The following is a 20,114-nucleotide window of genomic DNA, read 5'->3' on the forward strand; positions in this document are numbered from 1 at the left end:
CATACAAATTCACGCTGTGAAAATACCAAAGAATATTGAAAGTCATTTGTTTAAGAAACTTAGTAACTTGGTTTCAAATGGGAAGAAAGAGCGAATGAAGCGATTATTAAATTCATGCGACATTAATAGGACCCTGATAGGGGATTTACTAATCCGATCTCTAATCTGCCAAAAGTATAAAATTAATAATGAAGAAATTAGATTTATATATAATGAGTATGGAAAACCTTTTGTTGAAAACTTTTCTGACTTTCATTTTAATGTGTCTCATTCAGGAGAATGGGTGGTTTGTACTACTGCTAATTTTAATGTGGGTATTGATATAGAAAAAGTTTCAGAAATAGAGGCTTTTAAATTAGCAAAAGAATTTTTTTCAGCGGAAGAATTTTATGATATATCTAATATGAATTCTGATGAACAAATTAATTATTTTTATGATTTATGGACATTAAAAGAAAGCTATATAAAAACGATTGGAAAAGGGCTTTATACCCCATTAAATTCATTCTCTATAAAAAAAGAATCACGAACTTCAATTTCATACAAGCATATACCTAAAAACTTTTACTTTAAACAATATAACATTGATCCAAATTATAAGTTATCTGCTTGTGCAACAAGAGATGAATTTCCGCAAGAGATAATAATTAAAGACATTTATACAATTTGCCAAACTATATACAAATTTGAAAGTAAGGAGAAAATCAATGCAGAAGACTAAACTTTTTTGCTTTCCACATGCTGGGGGATCTGCGTTTAACTACGCAAAATGGAAAAATTACTTTAATCCATATATTGAAGTAGTCCCGATAGAATTAGCTGGCAGAGGATATAGAATTGAAGAAAGCTTGTACCAAGGTATGGAAGAGGCCGTAAATGATGCCTACACTAGTATAGTTAAGCAAATAGATGCTTCGCCGTACATTCTATTCGGGCATAGCATGGGGAGTTTGATTGCCTATGAAGTAGCCAGGAAAATACAGGATTCTAATAACGAATTACCTGAATTTCTTGTTTTGTCCGGTAGAAACCATCCAAATAGTAAAATAAAAAATATCCGATATAATCTTCCTAATGAACAATTTAAAAGAGAAGTTATTGCAATGGGAGGTACACCATCTGGGGTACTTCAATCAGAAGAATTAATGGAGATTTTTCTCCCTATTTTAAGAGCAGATTTTAAGATTGTCGAGACATACATTCATGATAATAATATACAACCATGTGATATTGATTTTCTTATATTTAATGGGAAAAATGATGAATTTACTACATATGATCAAGTAATAAAATGGAAGCAATATACAAGTAAAACGTGTACTTTTCATTCTTTTGAAGGTAGTCATTTCTTTCTAAATGAAAATATTGAAGAAATAGCAAAGAGTATTATAGGAAAGTTAAATTCTAAAAGATTATCAACTAGTTTTTAGAGGTTTTCTTTCATCATCAGACAGTCGTTGGATAACTGGTGAGTTAATTGATGCAATTTGTGGATCTTGCTTATAATGCTAATTGTAAGTATTATGTACTTTAAAACCAAAACTTTCTCAATTTAATGTTGAGAAAGTTTTGGTTTTTATTATTCTAGTAGTAATCACTTTTCAAAGTTATAGAAATTTAAAAATAAAGTATTGTATACTCTAAGAAAATAATCCGTATATATATGGATTATTTTTCCTTTAATTTACAAAAAATAAATTTCGAAATTGAAAAAAACTCTCAGATTCCTTTGTAATAAACTTTTTTAGTTGTATTAATGACATAGGTATCAAAAGATAATCAACCCGATACGAACGATGTATGGGCCCTTAAAAGAGTTTTGGTGTTATTTGCAATTTTAATTTCATAATACTTAAGCCGATATAATAAAATGTTTTATGTCTAAATTGATATAAAGTAATAATTATTAAGTGATATTTCTTTTTTATAGAATAAGTAAAAACTGATATTGTAGTAATTACTGTTTTGAGGTCAATTTACTGTGCACCTTAATTATTGAAGTTTTTTTGTTGATTAACAACTATTGTATTTGGAAATTAATAATAAGTTTATCCCGCTATTTGCCGGGCAGTAAGACCTCCACCTCAAAATTCAGCGGAAGCAAAGAAGTTAGGTGGGGGGCGGGCTGCCCGTAAAAGCCCGATTGGTGAGAGCTAATAATCAGTGGGGGATGAACAAAACCCCCACTGATTAAAGTTTCACTTTATGTGATGCGGTAATAAAACTATCTAGTTTGCTATTCTTAGTATTTGTAAAGTCTATATATTTTTCCTCTTTTGTGGAAAGTAAAACTATTGTTACGACCAGTAATATAGTGTCATGTTTTTGAATATTCCATTCGTTTTTTATTTTTAGTTGATGAAAAGACCTTTCTCTCAATTAAATATTTAATTGAGTACTTGAATTTCCTCCACCTTGTACTTTTCAAAGCATAGTGCTTCAAAAATAGCCGCATCGCTTTCATCTGTTTCCAATTTCACAACTTCTTTATTATTTTTTTCTAAAATTTGGAGCAAAATAGTTTTTCAGTTTCACATTTAAATTAGCAGTATTTATTTTTTGAATTCAATTTGTATAAATGATTGAATTGGAACTTTGATTGTTGTTTCTTGCGGTGGTACAGTATCTCCTGTTACTTTCGCTGCATTTTAAATCTTTTTCCAGCTTTGTCCTCGCATTGACTACCACTGTATTTTGAAGTACTTCACTGTTTTCTCAAGTTCAATAATTATATTTTGTAGAATTAAGAAAAGAACTTAGTGTATTTCCTTTACTTATCTACTCTGATATTTAGATGCTAACTACAATTAAATAATATATGATTTTTATAAAAAAGATATAGTAATATTTTGTTGTGAATTGTACTAATTTGATATTTTATAGTATTATTTGTCGTGAATTATATATAACAAAATATATTTTATGGATCTATAAAGGAGAATGTAATGAATACTTCTATCGATATACAACACTTGTGTGATCTTGCACATAAAGCATTTAATGCCCCTGTACATATTTTATCTGCAGACAGAAAAATTTTATATCATTCTACATCTGATAATGTTTGTAGTCCTTTTTATTCTTCAAAAGAAGAACATCTTAGTGATATTTATCAAGAAAACGATCCCTGTAACTTGCCACTTTTTCGAAGCAACAACTATCTTGAAAATTTTGTTCTAATTCATATAGAAAATCATGATGATATTAAAGGGACTATTATAATCGGTCCTACTATACATTCAAAAGATTCAGATGATATGATCATAAAATTTCAGAAAGAATTTAAATCAAATGATAACATTCAAGAAAGACTTGCCTATTATCAGTGTTTATCTGAGATTAAAAAAACTACATTAATTGATATGGGAATTTTATTACATTACATGATTTTCAATGAAAAATTAGATGTAGATATTGTCTTGGAAAAAAATAAAGTACTAGAGGAAACTCCTAATAAAAATGTGAAACCTGATTTATATATTTTAAAACGTCGACAAAACAAACCTAAAACGCACAATATGGCATTAGTAAATGATTTCTTTTCGACTATCAAAGAAGGAAATAAAAAAAAGTTAATACAGTATATGTATGCGGTTTCGCAAGAAGATGTTGAACTTATGCTAGTAGAGGATCCGCTCAGGAATCAAAAAAACCTTGGAATTATTGCGATTACCTTAGCCACTCGATATGCAATAGAAGGAAATCTGCCACCAGATATTGCTTTTGCCCATAGTATTTTATATATACAAACCCTAGAACAATTAGATAATGTAGAATCTGTAAAGCGATTATCAGGGGACGCTTTACGTACCTTTGCAGATCGTGTGAAAGAATACAATGCAAAAAAGTATTCTTACGCGGTTACTACATGTATAAAACATATTAATAAAAATGTTTACGATGGAATATCTCTGAATGAACTTGCTAATCATTTAGATATTACGCCTACTTATCTGTCTAAACTATTTAAAAAAGAAATGGGAATTACTTTAAGCGAATATATTCAAAGGGAACGAGTGGAAGAAGCAAAAAAATTATTAACACTCACTACTTATTCGTTATCAGATATCTGTGCGTGGCTTAACTTTAATGACCAAAGTTATTTTATAAGAGTTTTCAAAAAAATCACTAGCATGACTCCCAGGCAGTACCGTGAAAAATATACAGTAATATAAGCTTGTTATCTGCTGTCTCCAATGTAAAGACTTAAACATGGGTATAAGTATCCCAAAAAATGAAAATTCACTAACCATTATTTTGCTAAAGTAAACAAAAAGATAGAAGGCTGCAAAGTGCTCCAAGGAAACTTTGTAGCTTTTTTGTCATTTAAAACCTACGTTTATAACGAAGATAAGTTTATAGACTAATATCTTCATATTATATATTTTTTTATAATGATATTAGGATGTTTTTTGTAAAAAGATCAACAATATAACATATATTACTAAATATATCTACATTTTATGCAATTATACATAACTAAATAAAGGTAAAAAAGTATAAAAAGACCTATTATATTATTCTATAAGTATTTTTTCTAAAATAAAATTTTTTGGTTGAGCGAAAATAGTTATTTTTAACCGTATACACATTAATTTGTAATCATTACAATTACAGAAATGAAATTTATGAATAACTATATTTATATAATTTTTTCCGGGTCATATTTTTATTTAACAGTAAATTATCGAGCTTAATCGACAAAATTTTTCTATTTACGCATTAAAAATTTAATGTTTTAATGAACAACATAACTGGTATGACCAGATAGAAAGGAGAAGGTTACGCTAATAGGAATTATAGTGAAGTTGTAAGTAACATTATGTCGTTAATAATATTCTAAATAGTAAATTTATTCACAAGAGGTCAAGAATCAAATTTGTAATAAACGTGTTCTAAGTTTCTGCATAACAAAAGTGAAGTTATTCCGCAATAAAAGTATAAGCGATGTACAGTATAATTTTACCTTTTGTAGTCTAGTAAGGAGTTTGCTGATAAAACTAAGAGTAATATTATTAAATTTAAATTAAACAATGTTATGGCAAGATTAACTGTAAGCATTGGTTTATTGATTCTCGCGGTTCTGTAAGTTAAACCGCAATTCTAGGGAAGAATTACACATTTACTATTCATAGGGTGCTTGATTCAAATATAGTTAATAAATTTTTGTTATTTATATTTGAAAAAATAGAGTATCGAAGTGAGAGGTAAGTAAAATCCTTACATTCTATTAGAAGTAAAAAATAACGATATTATCCTATCTGAAAGATTTCTCCTTCTTAATCAGTTTACAACGAGAGAGGTCATACAAGTTATATGAATTAAGTTATAAAAACAATGGTAAAGGAGTGTACGGAATGAAAACTAAAATAATTACAGGATTATTAGTCACATCCATTGTAACTGGAGGAAATATTCCTATCAATACTCTCGCAACACCAATCGTTCAAGCGGAAACTCAACAGGAAGGCATGGATATTTCCTCTTCATTACGAAAATTAGGTGCGCAATCTAAATTAATCCAAACGTATATTGATCAATCTTTAATGAGTCCTAATGTACAGTTAGAGGAAGTCACAGCTTTAAATACAAATCAATTCCTAATCAAACAAGATATGAAGGAATGGTCATCGGAACTCTATCCACAGTTAATTCTATTAAATTCAAAAAGTAAAGGATTTGTAACAAAATTTAATAGCTATTACCCGACATTAAAATTGTTTGTAGACAATAAAGAAGATAGAGAAGGGTTTTCGGATAGACTTGAAGTACTTCAAGAAATGGCTATGACGAATCAAGAAAATACGCAACGGCAAATCAATGAATTAACAGATCTTAAATTACAGCTTGATAAAAAATTAAAAGATTTTGATACCAATGTGGCAACTGCTCAAGGCATACTAAGTACAGATGGAACAGGAAAAATAGACCAGTTAAAAAATGAAATATTAAATACCAAAAAAGCAATTCAAAATGATTTACAGCAAATTGCCTTAATACCAGGGGCTTTAAATGAACAGGGATTTGCTATATTCAAAGAAGTTTATAGTCTTTCAAAAGAAATTATTGAACCAGCTGCTCAAGCAGGGGTGGCAGCGTATAACAAAGGAAAAGAAATTAACAACTCTATTCTAGAAGCAGAGAAAAAAGCAGTGCAAGAAGCAACAGAGCAAGGTAAAACTGCTCTAGAGATTGAATCAGCAAAAAAAGCAGCTCGTGAAGCAATTGAGAAAAGCAAACAAGGTGAAATAGCAGCCGCAGCCGCAGCAAAAACACAAGAGTATGACCTGATGAAGGTCATTGATACCGAAAAGATTAAGAAAACATTTGGCGTTTTTGCTGAAGTAAATAAATTAACAGCAGAACAGCGAGCATATTTAGATGATTTAGAGAAACAAAATCAAAAAATATATGATTTAACAACGAAACTATCAATAGCTGATTTACAAAAATCAATGCTTCTTCTTACACAAAATGATTTGCATACGTTTGCAAATCAAGTAGATGTAGAACTTGATCTACTAAAGCGCTATAAAGAAGATTTAAATCTAATAAAAAATAGCATTACAAAATTATCTACTAATGTTGATACAACTAGCGAGCAGTCTCAAAAAGATACATTAAGACAATTAAAAAATGTAATAAGTTACCTTGAAGAACAAGTATATAAATTTTAATATTGCGTTTTTTCGGAATTCATAAAGATTATAAGCATTTAGCGAAAGAAGGAGAATAGTCATGAAAAAATTTCCATTCAAAGTACTAACTTTAGCTACATTAGCAACTGTTATAACTGCTACTACCGGTAACACTATTCATGCATTTGCACAAGAAACGACCGCTCAAGAACAAAAAGTAGGCAATTATGCATTAGGCCCCGAAGGACTGAAGAAAGCATTAGCTGAAACAGGGTCTCATATTCTAGTAATGGATTTATACGCAAAAACAATGATTAAGCAACCAAATGTAAATTTATCTAATATTGATTTAGGCTCAGAGGGGGGAGAGTTGCTCAAAAATATTCACCTTAATCAAGAGCTATCACGAATCAATGCGAATTACTGGTTAGATACAGCGAAGCCACAGATTCAAAAAACTGCTCGTAATATTGTAAATTACGATGAACAATTTCAAAATTATTACGACACATTAGTAGAAACTGTACAAAAGAAAGATAAGGCAGGTCTAAAAGAGGGTATAAATGATTTAATTACTACAATCAATACAAATTCAAAAGAAGTTACAGATGTGATTAAGATGCTACAAGACTTCAAAGGGAAACTATATCAAAATTCTACAGATTTTAAAAATAATGTTGGTGGTCCAGATGGGAGAGGTGGATTAACTGCAATATTAGCAGGTCAACAGGCAACGATCCCACAACTTCAAGCTGAAATTGAGCAACTTCGTTCTACTCAGAAAAAACATTTTGATGATGTATTAGCATGGTCAATTGGTGGTGGATTGGGAGCAGCTATTTTAGTTATTGCAGCTATTGGAGGAGCGGTAGTTATTGTTGTAACTGGCGGTACAGCAACACCGGCTGTTGTTGGTGGACTCTCGGCTCTTGGCGCAGCTGGTATCGGTCTAGGAACTGCGGCTGGTGTCACAGCATCTAAGCATATGGACTCCTATAATGAAATTTCTAATAAAATCGGAGAATTAAGTATGAAAGCAGATCGTGCTAATCAAGCAGTTCTTTCGCTTACTAACGCGAAAGAAACATTGGCATATTTATATCAGACTGTAGATCAAGCGATATTGTCTCTAACAAATATTCAAAAGCAATGGAATACAATGGGCGCAAATTATACAGATTTACTGGATAATATCGATTCTATGCAAGACCACAAATTCTCTTTAATACCAGATGATTTAAAAGCCGCTAAAGAAAGTTGGAATGATATTCATAAAGATGCAGAATTCATTTCAAAAGATATTGCTTTTAAACAGGAGTAGAACTGAAATTTAAAACCTAAATTGGAGGAAAATGAAATGATAAAAAAAATCCCTTATAAATTACTAGCTGTATCGACGCTATTAACTATTACAACCGCTAATGTAGTTTCACCAGTAACAACTTTTGCAAGTGAAATTGAACAAACGAACAATGGAGATACGGCTCTTTCTGCAAATGAAGCAAGAATGAAAGAGACCTTGCAAAAGGCTGGATTATTTGCAAAATCTATGAATGCCTATTCTTATATGTTAATTAAGAATCCTGATGTGAATTTTGAGGGAATTACCATTAATGGATATGTAGATTTACCTGGTAGAATCGTACAAGATCAAAAGAATGCAAGGGCACATGCTGTTACTTGGGATACGAAAGTAAAAAAACAGCTTTTAGATACATTGAATGGTATTGTTGAATACGATACAACATTTGACAATTATTATGAAACAATGATTGAGGCGATTAATACAGGGGATGGAGAAACTTTAAAAGAAGGGATTACAGATTTGCGAGGTGAAATTCAACAAAATCAAAAGTATGCACAACAACTAATAGAAGAATTAACTAAATTAAGAGACTCTATTGGACATGATGTTAGAGCTTTTGGAAGTAATAAAGAGCTCTTGCAGTCAATTTTAAAAAATCAAGGTGCAGATGTTGATGCCGATCAAAAGCGTCTAGAAGAAGTATTAGGATCAGTAAACTATTATAAACAATTAGAATCTGATGGGTTTAATGTAATGAAGGGTGCTATTTTGGGTCTACCAATAATTGGCGGTATTATAGTGGGAGTAGCAAGGGATAATTTAGGTAAGTTAGAGCCTTTATTAGCAGAATTACGTCAGACCGTGGATTATAAAGTAACCTTAAATCGTGTAGTTGGAGTTGCTTACAGTAATATTAATGAAATGCACAAGGCGCTTGATGATGCTATTAACGCTCTTACTTATATGTCCACGCAGTGGCATGATTTAGATTCTCAATATTCGGGCGTTCTAGGGCATATTGAGAATGCAGCTCAAAAAGCCGATCAAAATAAATTTAAATTCTTAAAACCTAATTTAAATGCAGCGAAAGACAGTTGGAAAACATTACGAACAGATGCTGTTACATTAAAAGAAGGAATAAAGGAATTAAAAGTGGAAACTGTTACTCCACAAAAATAGGGAAATATTAATTCTGTTGTAAAGTGAACTAAAACATAGAAAGTCTATGATTACACTGTTAAACAGAAAAGTAATAATTAATAAATCCTTATATACCAGAAAGGCGGAGTCTCATTAAAGACTTCGCCTTTCAATTATATATAAGTATGATTCGAATAAAAAATAACCTTGTAGTTTAATTGCTTTTTTAAAATTTGCAACAGAATCGGTTAATTTGAAGCAGATTATATACATTTTCTTTAATACTTAATGATTTGAAGGCTGCTAAAGAAAGTTCAAACGATACTGATAAAAGATGTAGAACTCATTTTGAAAGACATCGCTTTTTAATAAGATTAGAACTTGAAACCATACCTTATATAGGAGGAATACGAAATGATGAAAAAAATCCCTAATAAACTACTCGCTGTATCAGCGTTTTTAACTATAACAACTACTTATGCAGTCATACCACTAGAAACTTTTGCGATTGAAATTGAACAAACGAACAATGAAAATATATCTCTTTCAGCAAATGAAGAACAGATGAAAAAAGCTTTGCAAGATGCTGGTTTATTTGCAAAAGCTATGAATGAATATTCTTATTTGCTAATTAATAATCCAGATGTGAATTTTGAAGGAATAACTATTAATGGAAATGCAGATTTACCTAGTAAAATTGTACAAGATCAAAAGAATGCAAGAGCACATGCTGTTACATGGAATGCACAAGTAAAAAAACAGCTTTTTGATACATTGACAGGCATTATAGAATACGATACAAAATTTGAAAATTATTATGAAACATTAGTAGAGGCGATTAATAATGGAAATGGAGATACTTTAAAAAAAGGGATTACAGATTTACAGGGGGGAATTCAACAAAATCAAAAGTCTGCAAAAGCATTAATAGAAGAATTAATTCAATTAAAAAATGCTATTGGAGAAGATGTTAGAACATTTGGAAGTCATAAAGAGACATTGCAATCGATTTTAAAAAACCAAGGTGCTGATGTGGAGGCTGACCAAAAGCGTCTAGAGGACCTTTTAGGACAAGTAAAATATCAGAAAGACATAGAATCTAAGGGATTAGACATGGTGAAAATCCCCTTTATTCCAACCTTGATTGCTGGTGGCATCATGATAGGTGATGCAAGAGGTAAGTTAGGTTGGCTAGAACCTGAATTAGCAAAATTGCGTCAGACTGTAGATTATAAAATAACATTGAATCGTGTAGTTGGAGTTGCATTTCATAATATTAGTGATATGCATAGTATGCTTGATAGTGTTATCACTGCTCTTACTTATATGTCTACGCAATGGGAGGATTTAGATTCTCAATATTCGGGTGTACTGGGACATATTGATAAAGCTGATCAAAAAGCTGATCAAAATAAATATAAATTCTTAACCCCTAGCTTGAATGCAGCGAAAAACAGTTGGGAAACATTAAAAACAGATGTTGTCACTTTGCAAGAAGGGATAAAAATTGCAGAGAAAAAAGAACAGGATTTTTTGAATCAGCTTCGTCCATCAAACGTTTTCTACTTTTATAAAAAAATTCATAACGCATACACTTTTGAAATAAAGACTGGAACAAATGCGCCAAATGCGTCTTATAAAGTTATGAATTTAACTAAAAACACTGTTCATAATATGTGGAATGGAGGGGCTAATACTAACATGTGGGCTGATTGGCTTTCATTCAATCCAAATGATGAATTTGCGGTAGTAGCAGTAGTGGATGGTAAAGAATATGTTGTGTATAAAGACAAAGTACAAAATATAATGAACTGAATCTGAAAAGTAACGAAGTAATTAAAGCTGGACAATAAACTAGACACCAAGTTAATTGAAAAATCTCCTTATATCCTAGAATATTTTGCTCAAGAAAAAGAATTTGTTCAGCGAAAAAGTAAATATTGAACCAAGGAGTTAGTTGTATTATGTGTATGGTTTTACCGAAAGGTTTCAAGTACATTACTCATACAATTATGTAGTTATCCTGAAGCATCTACAGGTGTTCTTATCGACCTTGAAGAACTACTTAGCTTCCTAAGTGGAGTGACTTTATGCAAAATTAAGTGAACGTTTTTGTACATAGATTAGTTGACATTTATATAGATTTTTTTCATTTTCAAAGATAGTTTTGTTTTTTATATTATTTTTCAAAAATTACTGTTGAAGTTTCTATATTCATGACTCAGCATATAATCATTGTTTGATGAAATGACATACCACGTCCCTTAGAGTTTCATACGTATTACGATAACTTAAAGAAAAAAGATAATAGTAGTCAACGGTTACTATTATCTTTTTTGAACTATTTTTCATTAAAATATCTCATCTGCTGTGCTCCTTATTTACTTTTCCAGATTTTATCCTAGTTTAAAATTTATGCATTTGAACTGTTTATACAATTTGTAGGATTTTTAGCTTTTTTGTCGAATACACTTAATGCAAGGAGGGACATTACATGATTATTAAAGATTATTTCATCAACCTTTCTATTTTTTCTTTATTAGTTAGCGCAGCAATATTTATTCAAGTGTTTACAATTAATTCTAGTCGATATTTCGAAAAGCTCTATGGAGGGATTATTGCAGTTACGTTAATGTTCTTTTCTTTTCCATACATGGGATTTTCCTACGATCTTCGAATTGTTCCTCTTATTCTATCTTTTATTTACTTTGGCCGTATTGCTGGTTGGATTACGTTAATTAGCATAATTTTAATGCGTATCTTTTACATTGGAGGGTATTGGGAACCTCCTGTGATTGCTTATTTATGTATGGGAATTCTATTTTCTAATTTTAAAACTTATTTTAAAAAACTACATCCTTTTAAAAGTGCATCTTTATATTTTTCTGTTTTTATTGGAATAAAGTGGTTAGTTGGCGTATTATTTAATATTACATTACTTTACACAGGAGGCTTATTATATATAGCGTTAGGACTTTTAATTGGGCTATTTCTTATGGAAGCCTACCAGAGATTGTATTATTTAACACGGGACTTATCTAAAATGAATCGAGAATTAAAAAAATCGAAGCAAGAACTTACAGATACCGTACATGAGCTTCAAGGAGGAATTTTTAAATTTAAAAAAGTGGGTAAGCACTTTATACACACTTTATGTGATGGACAGTTTTATTATCAAAACGGATTTTATTCTGAACAGGTGGTAGGAAAAAGCTTACGTACTATTGATGCTTCTATTGTTCCTCCACATTTAGTTCCACAATTGATGAAGTACTATCTTAAGGCATGGGAAGGAAAAGAAATTATATTTGAATTACCTTGGCCAAATGATAAAACTATTATTCTTATTGCGCTTAGGCCGATTAAAAGAAATGGACAAGTTATTGAAGTTGTTGGTTCTACAGTTGATATAACCGAAAGGAAAAAGGTAGAATCAGAATTAAGCGCTACCAAAGAATTATTAGAATCATTTATAAAGCACAATCTAGATGCTATTACCATTTCTGATCGAGAAGGGCATATTTTACAAGCCAATAAAGCTTATGAAAAGATATTTGGGTGGTCATCACAAGAAATCATAGGTAAGAGATTACCTTGTGTACCAGATTTTTTAATGGAAGAATCGCTCGAAAATATTCAGAAAATTCTAACAGGAGAATCGGTGGTTACTAGATTAGAAACTGTTAGACAACGGAGTGATGGGAGTCTTCTTGATATCAGTCTGACAGTTTCTCCTATACTAGATGTAAGAGGAAATGTGATAGCTTTATCAGCAATATGTAGAGACATCTCTGAAAGAAAACAAGCAGAAAGAGAACGGCATCGATTACACCAGCAATTAAGAGATAGTGAAATGAAGTACCGTGCACTAATCGAACAAGCAACTGATGCGGTATATGTAGTAGAGCTGAATGAAGATAATGCTCCAAGTCGATTTATTGAGGTAAACCCTGTTGGGTGTAGAAGATTTGGATATAGTAGAGAAGAGTTGCTCTCATTATCATTTTCAAATATAGTACCACAAGATTCTCAAATAATCGTAAGGTTATTAGAAAAAATTAAAAAAGGACAAACTTTCTTCACTTTGCAAGATGAATATGTTTTTCCAACAGGAAAAGTAATAACAACTGAGTTTAGTGTTCGTGTTTTTAACTTAAATGGTAAAAAAGTTTTTCTAAGTATTTCTCGTGATATCACTGAACGGCTAAAAACAGAAGAATTATTACGAAAATCTGAAAAACTTGCTGTTGTAGGACAATTAGCGACTGTAATGGCTCATGAGATTAATAATCCATTAACTGCAATGAAAGGGTTCATGCAATTACTAAAATCAACGGAAAATGAGAATAATCAGGGTTATATTAATATAGTATCATCAGAGATTGAGCGTATAGAGAGCATAACAACTGAATTTATGGCGGTAGCCAAACCACAGGTAGTAAAAATGCAACCTAATAACATTAGTGTGCTAATGGATCAAGTTTTAATGCTACTACAACCTCAAGCAATGATGCATAATATAAAATTTAGAATCGATCTTAACCCTGGTATTCCATTGATTTCATGTGAAGGAAATCAATTAAAACAAGTATTTGTTAATATATTAAAAAATGCAATTGAATCTATGCCGATGGGAGGGGAAATTCTGATTCAAATAAATATACTTGATTATAATCAAGTAAGCATTCGTTTTATCGATCAAGGGTGTGGGATTCCAAAAGAACGTATACCATACCTCGGAGAACCTTTTTATAGTATTAAAGAAGAGGGGATTGGCTTAGGATTAATGATCTGTTATAAAATCATTGAAACACATCAGGGAAAGATATTTATTAAGAGTGAAATGAATAAGGGGACTACAGTTGAAGTCACTCTCCCTATTTGTACACTTCAAAATTAAGATATTCTCTTACTGAAATTTTTTAAGAAACCATACAGAATGTAATGCCAATGTTACTTAATGAAATAATAAAGAGAAGAACACTGGTAAATGTACCCTATAGAATAGACACTTGAAAAAGCCTGTTATAAAAACATCCTTTCTTTAGAACCAAAAGAAAGGATGTATTTAATATTGTAATTTTTCTTGGAGACATTTCAAATTTTTACTTGTAATACATTTTTCAACTAATTTTGGTTAAGTTAGTTAAAAAGGCATTATTTTTAATGAGCATATTGACATATAAATATCCCTCATTTTTAAAATAGAAATTTCTAAAAACTATATATAGGTTCTTTTTGAAAGGAAGGGTATTATCAATTGAAACCACATCAAAAAGTACCTGTTCACTCTATAAAATCTTTGCAGGAATTAATGCAATTACTAAAAAAATCTAAAGATTTTATAACGTTGGAAATTGCTTCTAATAATTCCGCTATAGTCATTTCATATTTTAGAACATTAATTGATGTAAATATATTTCATGAAGAGGTTTTGACTTATATAAAAGAGAAGAGCTTCGATTCGTTACAAGATATTCAGTCTGTATTACCCTTTGAGAATTCAAAAATAACAAATCAAATGGAAGATATTCAGGATAGTATTTTAAATGGCTATATACTTATTCAGTTCGATACAGATAAATTAAATTGTTTGTTAGTAAATGTGTCAAAGAAAAAAGAGATATTACAAAAGCTGAAATTGAATACAATATTGTGGGTCCGCAAATCGCATTTGTCCAAGATTTAGATGTAAATTTAAATTTAGTACGTAGAAAGCTTTCAACAACTTATTTACAAATGAAGGAATTGAAAGTAGGATCTCTCTCTAACACAACTGTTGCGATTGTATACGTAACGCGAATTTCATGAATCATTATTTGTAGTCGAACTGGTCCTTAGGGCAATTTAGAGTAGACTTGAAACAGCATAGATTCTCTTAAACTGAATATCTTATTGTAGAGGCAATCTTTATTACATGGGGGAGTCTGCATGGGATACTTAATACCTGTTGAATCTGATGTAAGAATTTTTGTAGAAGATATAAATCCGAAAGGTAAGAAAACAATACTTTTTATACATGGTTGGCCATTAAACCATAAGCAATTCGAATATCAGTACAATGTACTTCCAGCAATGGGATATCGATGTATAGGCATTGATTGGAGGGGGTACGGCAATTCAGACAAACCATACAGTGGATACAATTTTGATAGATTGGCAGATGATATAGCAGTAGTAATTAAAGCGTTACAGCTTAAAGATGTCACACTAGCAGGACACTCCACAGGTGGTGCAATTTCAATTCGTTATATGGCTCGTTATCAAGGATTTGGAGTATCCAAATTAGTCCTAATTGGTGCTGCATCTCCAACTAGTGTGGAAAAAGGGATTGCGAATAAGTTCATTACAGACACACTGAACGATCGCCCTAATATGTTGCAGGGTGTAACAGATCAATTTTTCTTTCAGAAAATCACTGGACCATTTTTCGAATGGTTTCTACAGTTAGGATTGGAAGCGGCTAGTTGGTCGACAGCTGCGATTATGAGAACATTGAGAGATGACAATGTGTATAGCGATCTTGGTAAAATAAATGTACAGACGCTAATTATTCACGGTATTCACGATAAAATTGTTCCATTTACTAAGGGAGAAGAGACGCAAAAATTATTGGGAAATGCACAACTTGTACCTTTTCAATTCAGTGGTCACGGCACATTCTGGGAAGAGCGGGAAAAGTTTAACCAGGTTTTAATCCAATTTATTGGATAAAAAAATACACTATGTAATATGTACGTAGGCTAAATAGTAAGTAATAAAAGGAACGCACTTGATTAAAAACTTTATTCTAAGAGTTCCTTTTATTTTCAGCTATTCACTTCATCCAAAGTTGTATGAGAAGGCGATAAGCCTTACCGATACACAATTACTAAAGGTATAAAGGAACAATAAAGGATAAGTATGGCATATTGTTCTGCTTTATCCACGAATGGCTCTAGTTTTGAACCAAATAGCGAGGCGTTAAGATGATGGAATTGATTATATTATTTTGATATATTGAAGAACAGACACGTAAAGAATTAGCAGGTACAATGGCGTACGAAAAAATTGAGTATGAACTATCCAAAAAGTATCAGCGGTTTACTAATGATTATGAACAGTATAGATTACAAAACCCCTGTATTAAGGGGATTTTGTTTTTTTACATGACGAAATGCTTAAAAACATAGTATAAAATAAACATGTTTGATTTTCATTCATGTTTATTTTTTATAAACATCCATTACTTTAAACGTTTGACAAACGAGCATTAAGTCTGGAGTAAAAGTAAGTCCATACCGACTTAATTCCCAAGTGAAAAATTTAACGTGCTCACTATACCAATAATCATAGCTTAAATCGCCTTCACCCTCAGATCTTGCAAAATTACTTGTTACTTCAGTCATTTTTAGTAAATCGATCTTTGTATATTTTATAATTGCTAATGGATTATTGTCTCCATCCAATACAATATCGTACTGACCAACTTTTTGAATTTCTTCCCCTTCAAGCTCATAAACACAATGTGCAGCGCATGTTCCTGTTTTGATTCCTTTAACTACTAAACTTCCTAATTCATCTCCCATTTCTTTGGAACCATCTCCAAACATCCATGCATCTGGAACACTCATGTTTAACTCATTTTCTTTAGCGTACATATACCAATATTCTTCTATCTTATTAACTGACATCTGTCACTCATCTCCTTAATATTTAAATATTTTGAATTTAACACACGACATATTATCTGTCAATATTTTAGAAGAACTTGCAATACAACTACATCGATAAATTTTTTTGTAAAATAAAACTCTTCATAATCATATTTCACATTCTGTAAACTCATGCAAATAAAGAAAACTTGTACTGTTATTATGCTGAATTTGTAATGGGAAAGTAAAATGATTGAAAAGTACACGTTATAAATGGATTTATTTACTAATAATATTTTCTTTGTTTCGTAGCATATTAAACGTACAGGAGGTGATATGTGATGGCAAACAATCGTAACAACTCTTTAGTAGTTGCAGGTGCAGAAAGCGCACTGGATCAAATGAAATATGAAATTGCACAAGAATTCGGCGTACAATTAGGTGCGGATTCAACTGCAAGAGCGAACGGCTCTGTAGGTGGAGAAATCACAAAACGTCTCGTTGCTATGGCAGAACAGCAACTTGGTGGATATAACAAATAATGCTAGGTATAAAGTCGAAAAAGGAGAGATTATTTCTCTCCTTTTTTGTTTTGTATTCGATTATAAATAGTATATTTGTTATCTTTCTTGTCTCTCATTATTTGTTTCTTCCAGCCACTTAGAAACGGATTCTTGCATACGAGATTCTAATGATTGTATTATTTTATTTGATATAGCAAGTGCTTGATCCGCATACTTATTCGGGAACATGTTGCGCAAAGTAGGTTCATTTTCAGCACCATCTCCTGGTTCACGGTAATCTTCAATGATGTAATCATCCCCATTTTTTGTGACTGTCACACGGACTGGAAGTAAATGTCCTGCTTGAGGAACTGTCTGTGTTTCGCGGTTATATCCTTGCATGAGGGAATGGAGGTAGACATACATTTTTTCATCCTTCATCTCAGTTCCATAGATTACATGCGTCTCAAATTGTTTTTCTGTATGATTTAATTTGTCTTGATTCCAGGCAATGATACTTTCTGAAATAAGGGAATCTAGTTTGCTGTTAAGCGGAATATCCGTTACATCCTTTGCCTCATTTTGGACAGAATCACACCCTGTTGCAATGAAAACGAGTATGACAATACTTACGGTAATTATTATCTTTCTCAAAACCTTATTTTCATATGTTAATGCAAAACGTCTGCTCATCAATTCACTCCATTTCTCTTCGTGCTAATCATCCACTGACATAAACATTTTATATAACAATAGTTAAATCGTCTTCAAACTAGAAACTTATTCTATCCAAGGAAATATATTGCATTATATAATACATACTATACCATTCTTACACATAACGGGAGAGACTCTATGAGAAAAGTTATAATGTATTGTGGGATCTTTATTATGATTCTTTTAAGCGGTTGTATCCGATTCGGACAAGACACTACAGATACTATTTATCTCATTCCAGAAGCATACGAAGGAGACCTATTGGTACTATATAATGTTCCAGGAGCTGAGTTATTGCCAGAAGAAGATGGATTTCGTGTCGTCACTTTTTCTGCAGACGGGACCGCAGTTACATCTACAGCCGATATGAAATATGGGGAAGTCAATGACACGTATTACACGGTTAACAAGGAAGGTAAGCGCACCAAACTTGATGAAAGCTGTATACGCGTTGGTTCAAATGGAAGCACTACTGAAAACATTGGTAAAGAAAATGAGCATACATTCTCATACGCGAAATTGGAAGTTACAACTAGTGCTTGCTCACAAAGCTTTTCATCATACGGGAGAGAAGTATCTGAAAATCAAGAACATCCTGTAGAGAAGAAATTGAGGGAATTATTGGTGCTCGTAAAAGAGCAGTATATGAAAGTGAAATACTAAATTTTCAAAAGGATGAATGGATGATGTTAGGGATAGGGTTGATTGTAGTAGGCGTTTTACTTGTCAGCGTTGTATCTTACCGAGAAATAAAGAAAGCAGGGGGCGTAACCTGGATTGAAATTCTAGTATATCCCTTTTTATTATTAATAGGCGCGTTACTCGAACATTTTGATTTGCCAGAGTTTTTAATATTTTTAGGTTTGGTATGTATTGTTTTTGGTAGCTGTATGGTCATGGGCATCAATATTCTATAACATTAAGAGCAAAGCATCTAGTTCAGATGCTTTTTTATTTTATTTTGTAATTTTTATTTTTAATGTCTATCACACTAGTTACCCAGACATACAGGGTTCCAAGTGCTGGTAAAAAACTTAGCAAGTTGAATGTATTCTCTATAATATAGAATGAAATAAAAATGGAGGAAAAATAAATAGACAATGGAAGAAAAATGTATACGTCACGTTTTAAAGATTTTAAACTTTGCACTTTATTCACCTCAGATTTTCTGGCATTATGTTTTAAATAAGAACCCGTAAATTTGCAGATTCTCCTGGTGATGATTTTAAAATATGTAACTTAGTTTTAATCATAGAATGTATTGAATCACTATAAAAATCAAATATTAATTTTCTAAAGAATCCTATACAAACCTTATTGCGTTAGAAATACAGACCTAATTATAACCGTTGTAAATGGATCCAATTAGATTTCGGCCATCCCAGTATCCGCATCATAACTAGTAACACATCCTGTCATCCCTTTTAAAATACCAACATGGATTGTTGCATCCGCATTAACTGTTACAATTTTCATCACATTCAGCTCCGTTTCGATAATATGCTTTGACTTCCCGCGTGATCATTTATTCGTTAGATAACAAAAACGCACCGTAACCCAGTGCGTTTCAGACAAATATACCTATATGTTTTACTTTGTAATTTGGAAGGAGCCACCATAATAATATGAATTGTCTACTTTTAGTACTGCCACATATGTACCTGGTGTGTAAACCGTTGTAATTGGTGTTTTGAACCTAGAATAGTAGTGGTGTCCAGCCTCACCTGCAGAAATGGTTTTGTAGCGTTGCAATTTACCTTCTCCGTTCAATCGATAAATCTTTACAACACCTACATCTTTTCCGCCTATATATACCGTCGTATCAAACGTATCACCTTGTTTTAACGTACCAGGGGCTAATTCTTGTAGATAGTCCACGTTGTGATGCAATAAGAAATACGTCTGCCATGGCCAATCATCCACAACAGCTGAAGCTTGCTTAATCGTATTTACTTCAGCGCGCGCTTTATCAGGTAGCGTACTGTCTAAAACGATAAAACCCGAAAAGGTTAAGGCACCGATTAAAGCAAATGAACATAATTTTTTCATATTAAATTCCTCCCGTTTATCTGACATTGTCATAGTCCAATTACAGGTATTAGGTTGTCATCCATTAATTGGATTATTATTCTAAAATCAATATATCATTTTCTTTTAATTTAATCAAATTAGAATT

At 31.7% G+C, this 20,114-nt stretch carries 16 protein-coding genes and 3 pseudogenes; 15 read left to right on the forward strand and 4 right to left on the reverse strand.

The features are described from left to right. Positions 1 to 16 precede the first annotated feature (16 nt). The 3 genes and pseudogenes from ACUXVC_RS12470 to ACUXVC_RS12480 form a co-directional block, all read left to right on the forward strand. Positions 17 to 721, forward strand: a complete 705-nt coding sequence (locus ACUXVC_RS12470; RefSeq protein ID WP_002042141.1) for a 4'-phosphopantetheinyl transferase family protein — start codon at positions 17 to 19, stop codon at positions 719 to 721. Further along, complete coding sequence (locus ACUXVC_RS12475) at positions 708 to 1,430, forward strand: thioesterase II family protein (protein WP_023521954.1); 723 nt, start codon at positions 708 to 710, stop codon at positions 1,428 to 1,430. Before ACUXVC_RS12470 ends, ACUXVC_RS12475 begins: the two co-directional genes overlap by 14 nt. Position 1,431: 1 nt before the next feature. Further along, positions 1,432 to 1,506, forward strand: a pseudogene (locus ACUXVC_RS12480) (short-chain dehydrogenase); the annotation flags it as partial. A gap of 881 nt (positions 1,507 to 2,387) precedes the next feature. Here ACUXVC_RS12480 and ACUXVC_RS12485 read toward each other — a convergent pair. After that, positions 2,388 to 2,516: a peptidase gene (locus ACUXVC_RS12485; RefSeq protein ID WP_095690900.1), complete on the reverse strand. Its 129-nt coding sequence runs from the start codon at positions 2,514 to 2,516 to the stop codon at positions 2,388 to 2,390. Positions 2,517 to 2,945: 429 nt separating this feature from the next. Here ACUXVC_RS12485 and ACUXVC_RS12490 point away from each other — a divergent pair, with 429 nt between their 5' ends. The 9 genes and pseudogenes from ACUXVC_RS12490 (at position 2,946) to ACUXVC_RS12530 (ending at position 15,798) form a co-directional block, all read left to right on the forward strand. Next, entirely contained in the window at positions 2,946 to 4,175 is a 1,230-nt protein-coding gene (locus ACUXVC_RS12490) for a helix-turn-helix domain-containing protein (protein WP_446026107.1), read from the forward strand. Between the two features lie 1,182 nt (positions 4,176 to 5,357). Beyond that, positions 5,358 to 6,677, forward strand: a complete 1,320-nt coding sequence (gene hblC / locus ACUXVC_RS12495) for a hemolytic enterotoxin HBL lytic component L2 (protein WP_446026108.1) — start codon at positions 5,358 to 5,360, stop codon at positions 6,675 to 6,677. Positions 6,678 to 6,738: 61 nt separating this feature from the next. Further along, the gene (gene hblD / locus ACUXVC_RS12500) at positions 6,739 to 7,959 is read left to right on the forward strand and encodes a hemolytic enterotoxin HBL lytic component L1 (protein WP_446026109.1); all 1,221 of its coding nucleotides are present in this window, start codon (positions 6,739 to 6,741) and stop codon (positions 7,957 to 7,959) included. A 36-nt stretch (positions 7,960 to 7,995) separates the two neighbouring features. Continuing rightward, positions 7,996 to 9,123 (forward strand): hemolysin BL binding component B, encoded by a 1,128-nt coding sequence (gene hblA / locus ACUXVC_RS12505; protein WP_000591969.1) that lies wholly within the window; start codon positions 7,996 to 7,998, stop codon positions 9,121 to 9,123. A gap of 375 nt (positions 9,124 to 9,498) precedes the next feature. Further along, complete coding sequence (hblB, locus tag ACUXVC_RS12510) at positions 9,499 to 10,899, forward strand: hemolysin BL regulatory component HblB (protein WP_446026110.1); 1,401 nt, start codon at positions 9,499 to 9,501, stop codon at positions 10,897 to 10,899. 27 nt (positions 10,900 to 10,926) lie between these two features. Then, positions 10,927 to 11,148: pseudogene (locus ACUXVC_RS12515) on the forward strand (hypothetical protein); the annotation flags it as partial. Between the two features lie 430 nt (positions 11,149 to 11,578). Next, complete coding sequence (locus ACUXVC_RS12520; protein WP_446026111.1) at positions 11,579 to 13,984, forward strand: PAS domain S-box protein; 2,406 nt, start codon at positions 11,579 to 11,581, stop codon at positions 13,982 to 13,984. A gap of 360 nt (positions 13,985 to 14,344) precedes the next feature. Beyond that, positions 14,345 to 14,889, forward strand: a pseudogene (locus ACUXVC_RS12525) (spore germination protein); the annotation flags it as partial. Between the two features lie 126 nt (positions 14,890 to 15,015). Further along, positions 15,016 to 15,798: an alpha/beta fold hydrolase gene (locus tag ACUXVC_RS12530; protein ID WP_095690896.1), complete on the forward strand. Its 783-nt coding sequence runs from the start codon at positions 15,016 to 15,018 to the stop codon at positions 15,796 to 15,798. Between the two features lie 491 nt (positions 15,799 to 16,289). Here ACUXVC_RS12530 and ACUXVC_RS12535 read toward each other — a convergent pair whose 3' ends face one another. Next, positions 16,290 to 16,757 (reverse strand): ASCH domain-containing protein, encoded by a 468-nt coding sequence (locus ACUXVC_RS12535; RefSeq protein ID WP_050843628.1) that lies wholly within the window; start codon positions 16,755 to 16,757, stop codon positions 16,290 to 16,292. Positions 16,758 to 17,059: 302 nt separating this feature from the next. On the opposite strand from ACUXVC_RS12535, the gene ACUXVC_RS12540 reads away from it, so the two are divergent. Next, complete coding sequence (locus ACUXVC_RS12540) at positions 17,060 to 17,260, forward strand: alpha/beta-type small acid-soluble spore protein (RefSeq protein WP_000002881.1); 201 nt, start codon at positions 17,060 to 17,062, stop codon at positions 17,258 to 17,260. A gap of 78 nt (positions 17,261 to 17,338) precedes the next feature. Here the strand turns inward: ACUXVC_RS12540 and ACUXVC_RS12545 are convergent, their stop codons facing one another. Then, on the reverse strand, positions 17,339 to 17,914 hold the full coding sequence (locus tag ACUXVC_RS12545) for a peptidase M56 (RefSeq protein WP_098127366.1): 576 nt from the start codon (positions 17,912 to 17,914) through the stop codon (positions 17,339 to 17,341). A 162-nt stretch (positions 17,915 to 18,076) separates the two neighbouring features. Here ACUXVC_RS12545 and ACUXVC_RS12550 point away from each other — a divergent pair, with 162 nt between their 5' ends. Both ACUXVC_RS12550 and ACUXVC_RS12555 read left to right on the forward strand, forming a co-directional pair. Next, positions 18,077 to 18,601: a DUF6843 domain-containing protein gene (locus tag ACUXVC_RS12550; protein WP_016081589.1), complete on the forward strand. Its 525-nt coding sequence runs from the start codon at positions 18,077 to 18,079 to the stop codon at positions 18,599 to 18,601. Positions 18,602 to 18,621: 20 nt separating this feature from the next. Beyond that, positions 18,622 to 18,855, forward strand: a complete 234-nt coding sequence (locus ACUXVC_RS12555; RefSeq protein WP_095690893.1) for a hypothetical protein — start codon at positions 18,622 to 18,624, stop codon at positions 18,853 to 18,855. A 673-nt stretch (positions 18,856 to 19,528) separates the two neighbouring features. Here ACUXVC_RS12555 and ACUXVC_RS12560 read toward each other — a convergent pair. Next, positions 19,529 to 19,987 carry a DUF5065 family protein gene (locus ACUXVC_RS12560; protein WP_023521971.1) on the reverse strand — a complete coding sequence of 153 codons (459 nt, stop codon included), beginning with the start codon at positions 19,985 to 19,987 and terminating at the stop codon, positions 19,529 to 19,531. Positions 19,988 to 20,114 lie beyond the last annotated feature (127 nt).

This window comes from Bacillus sp. N6, assembly GCF_052805735.1.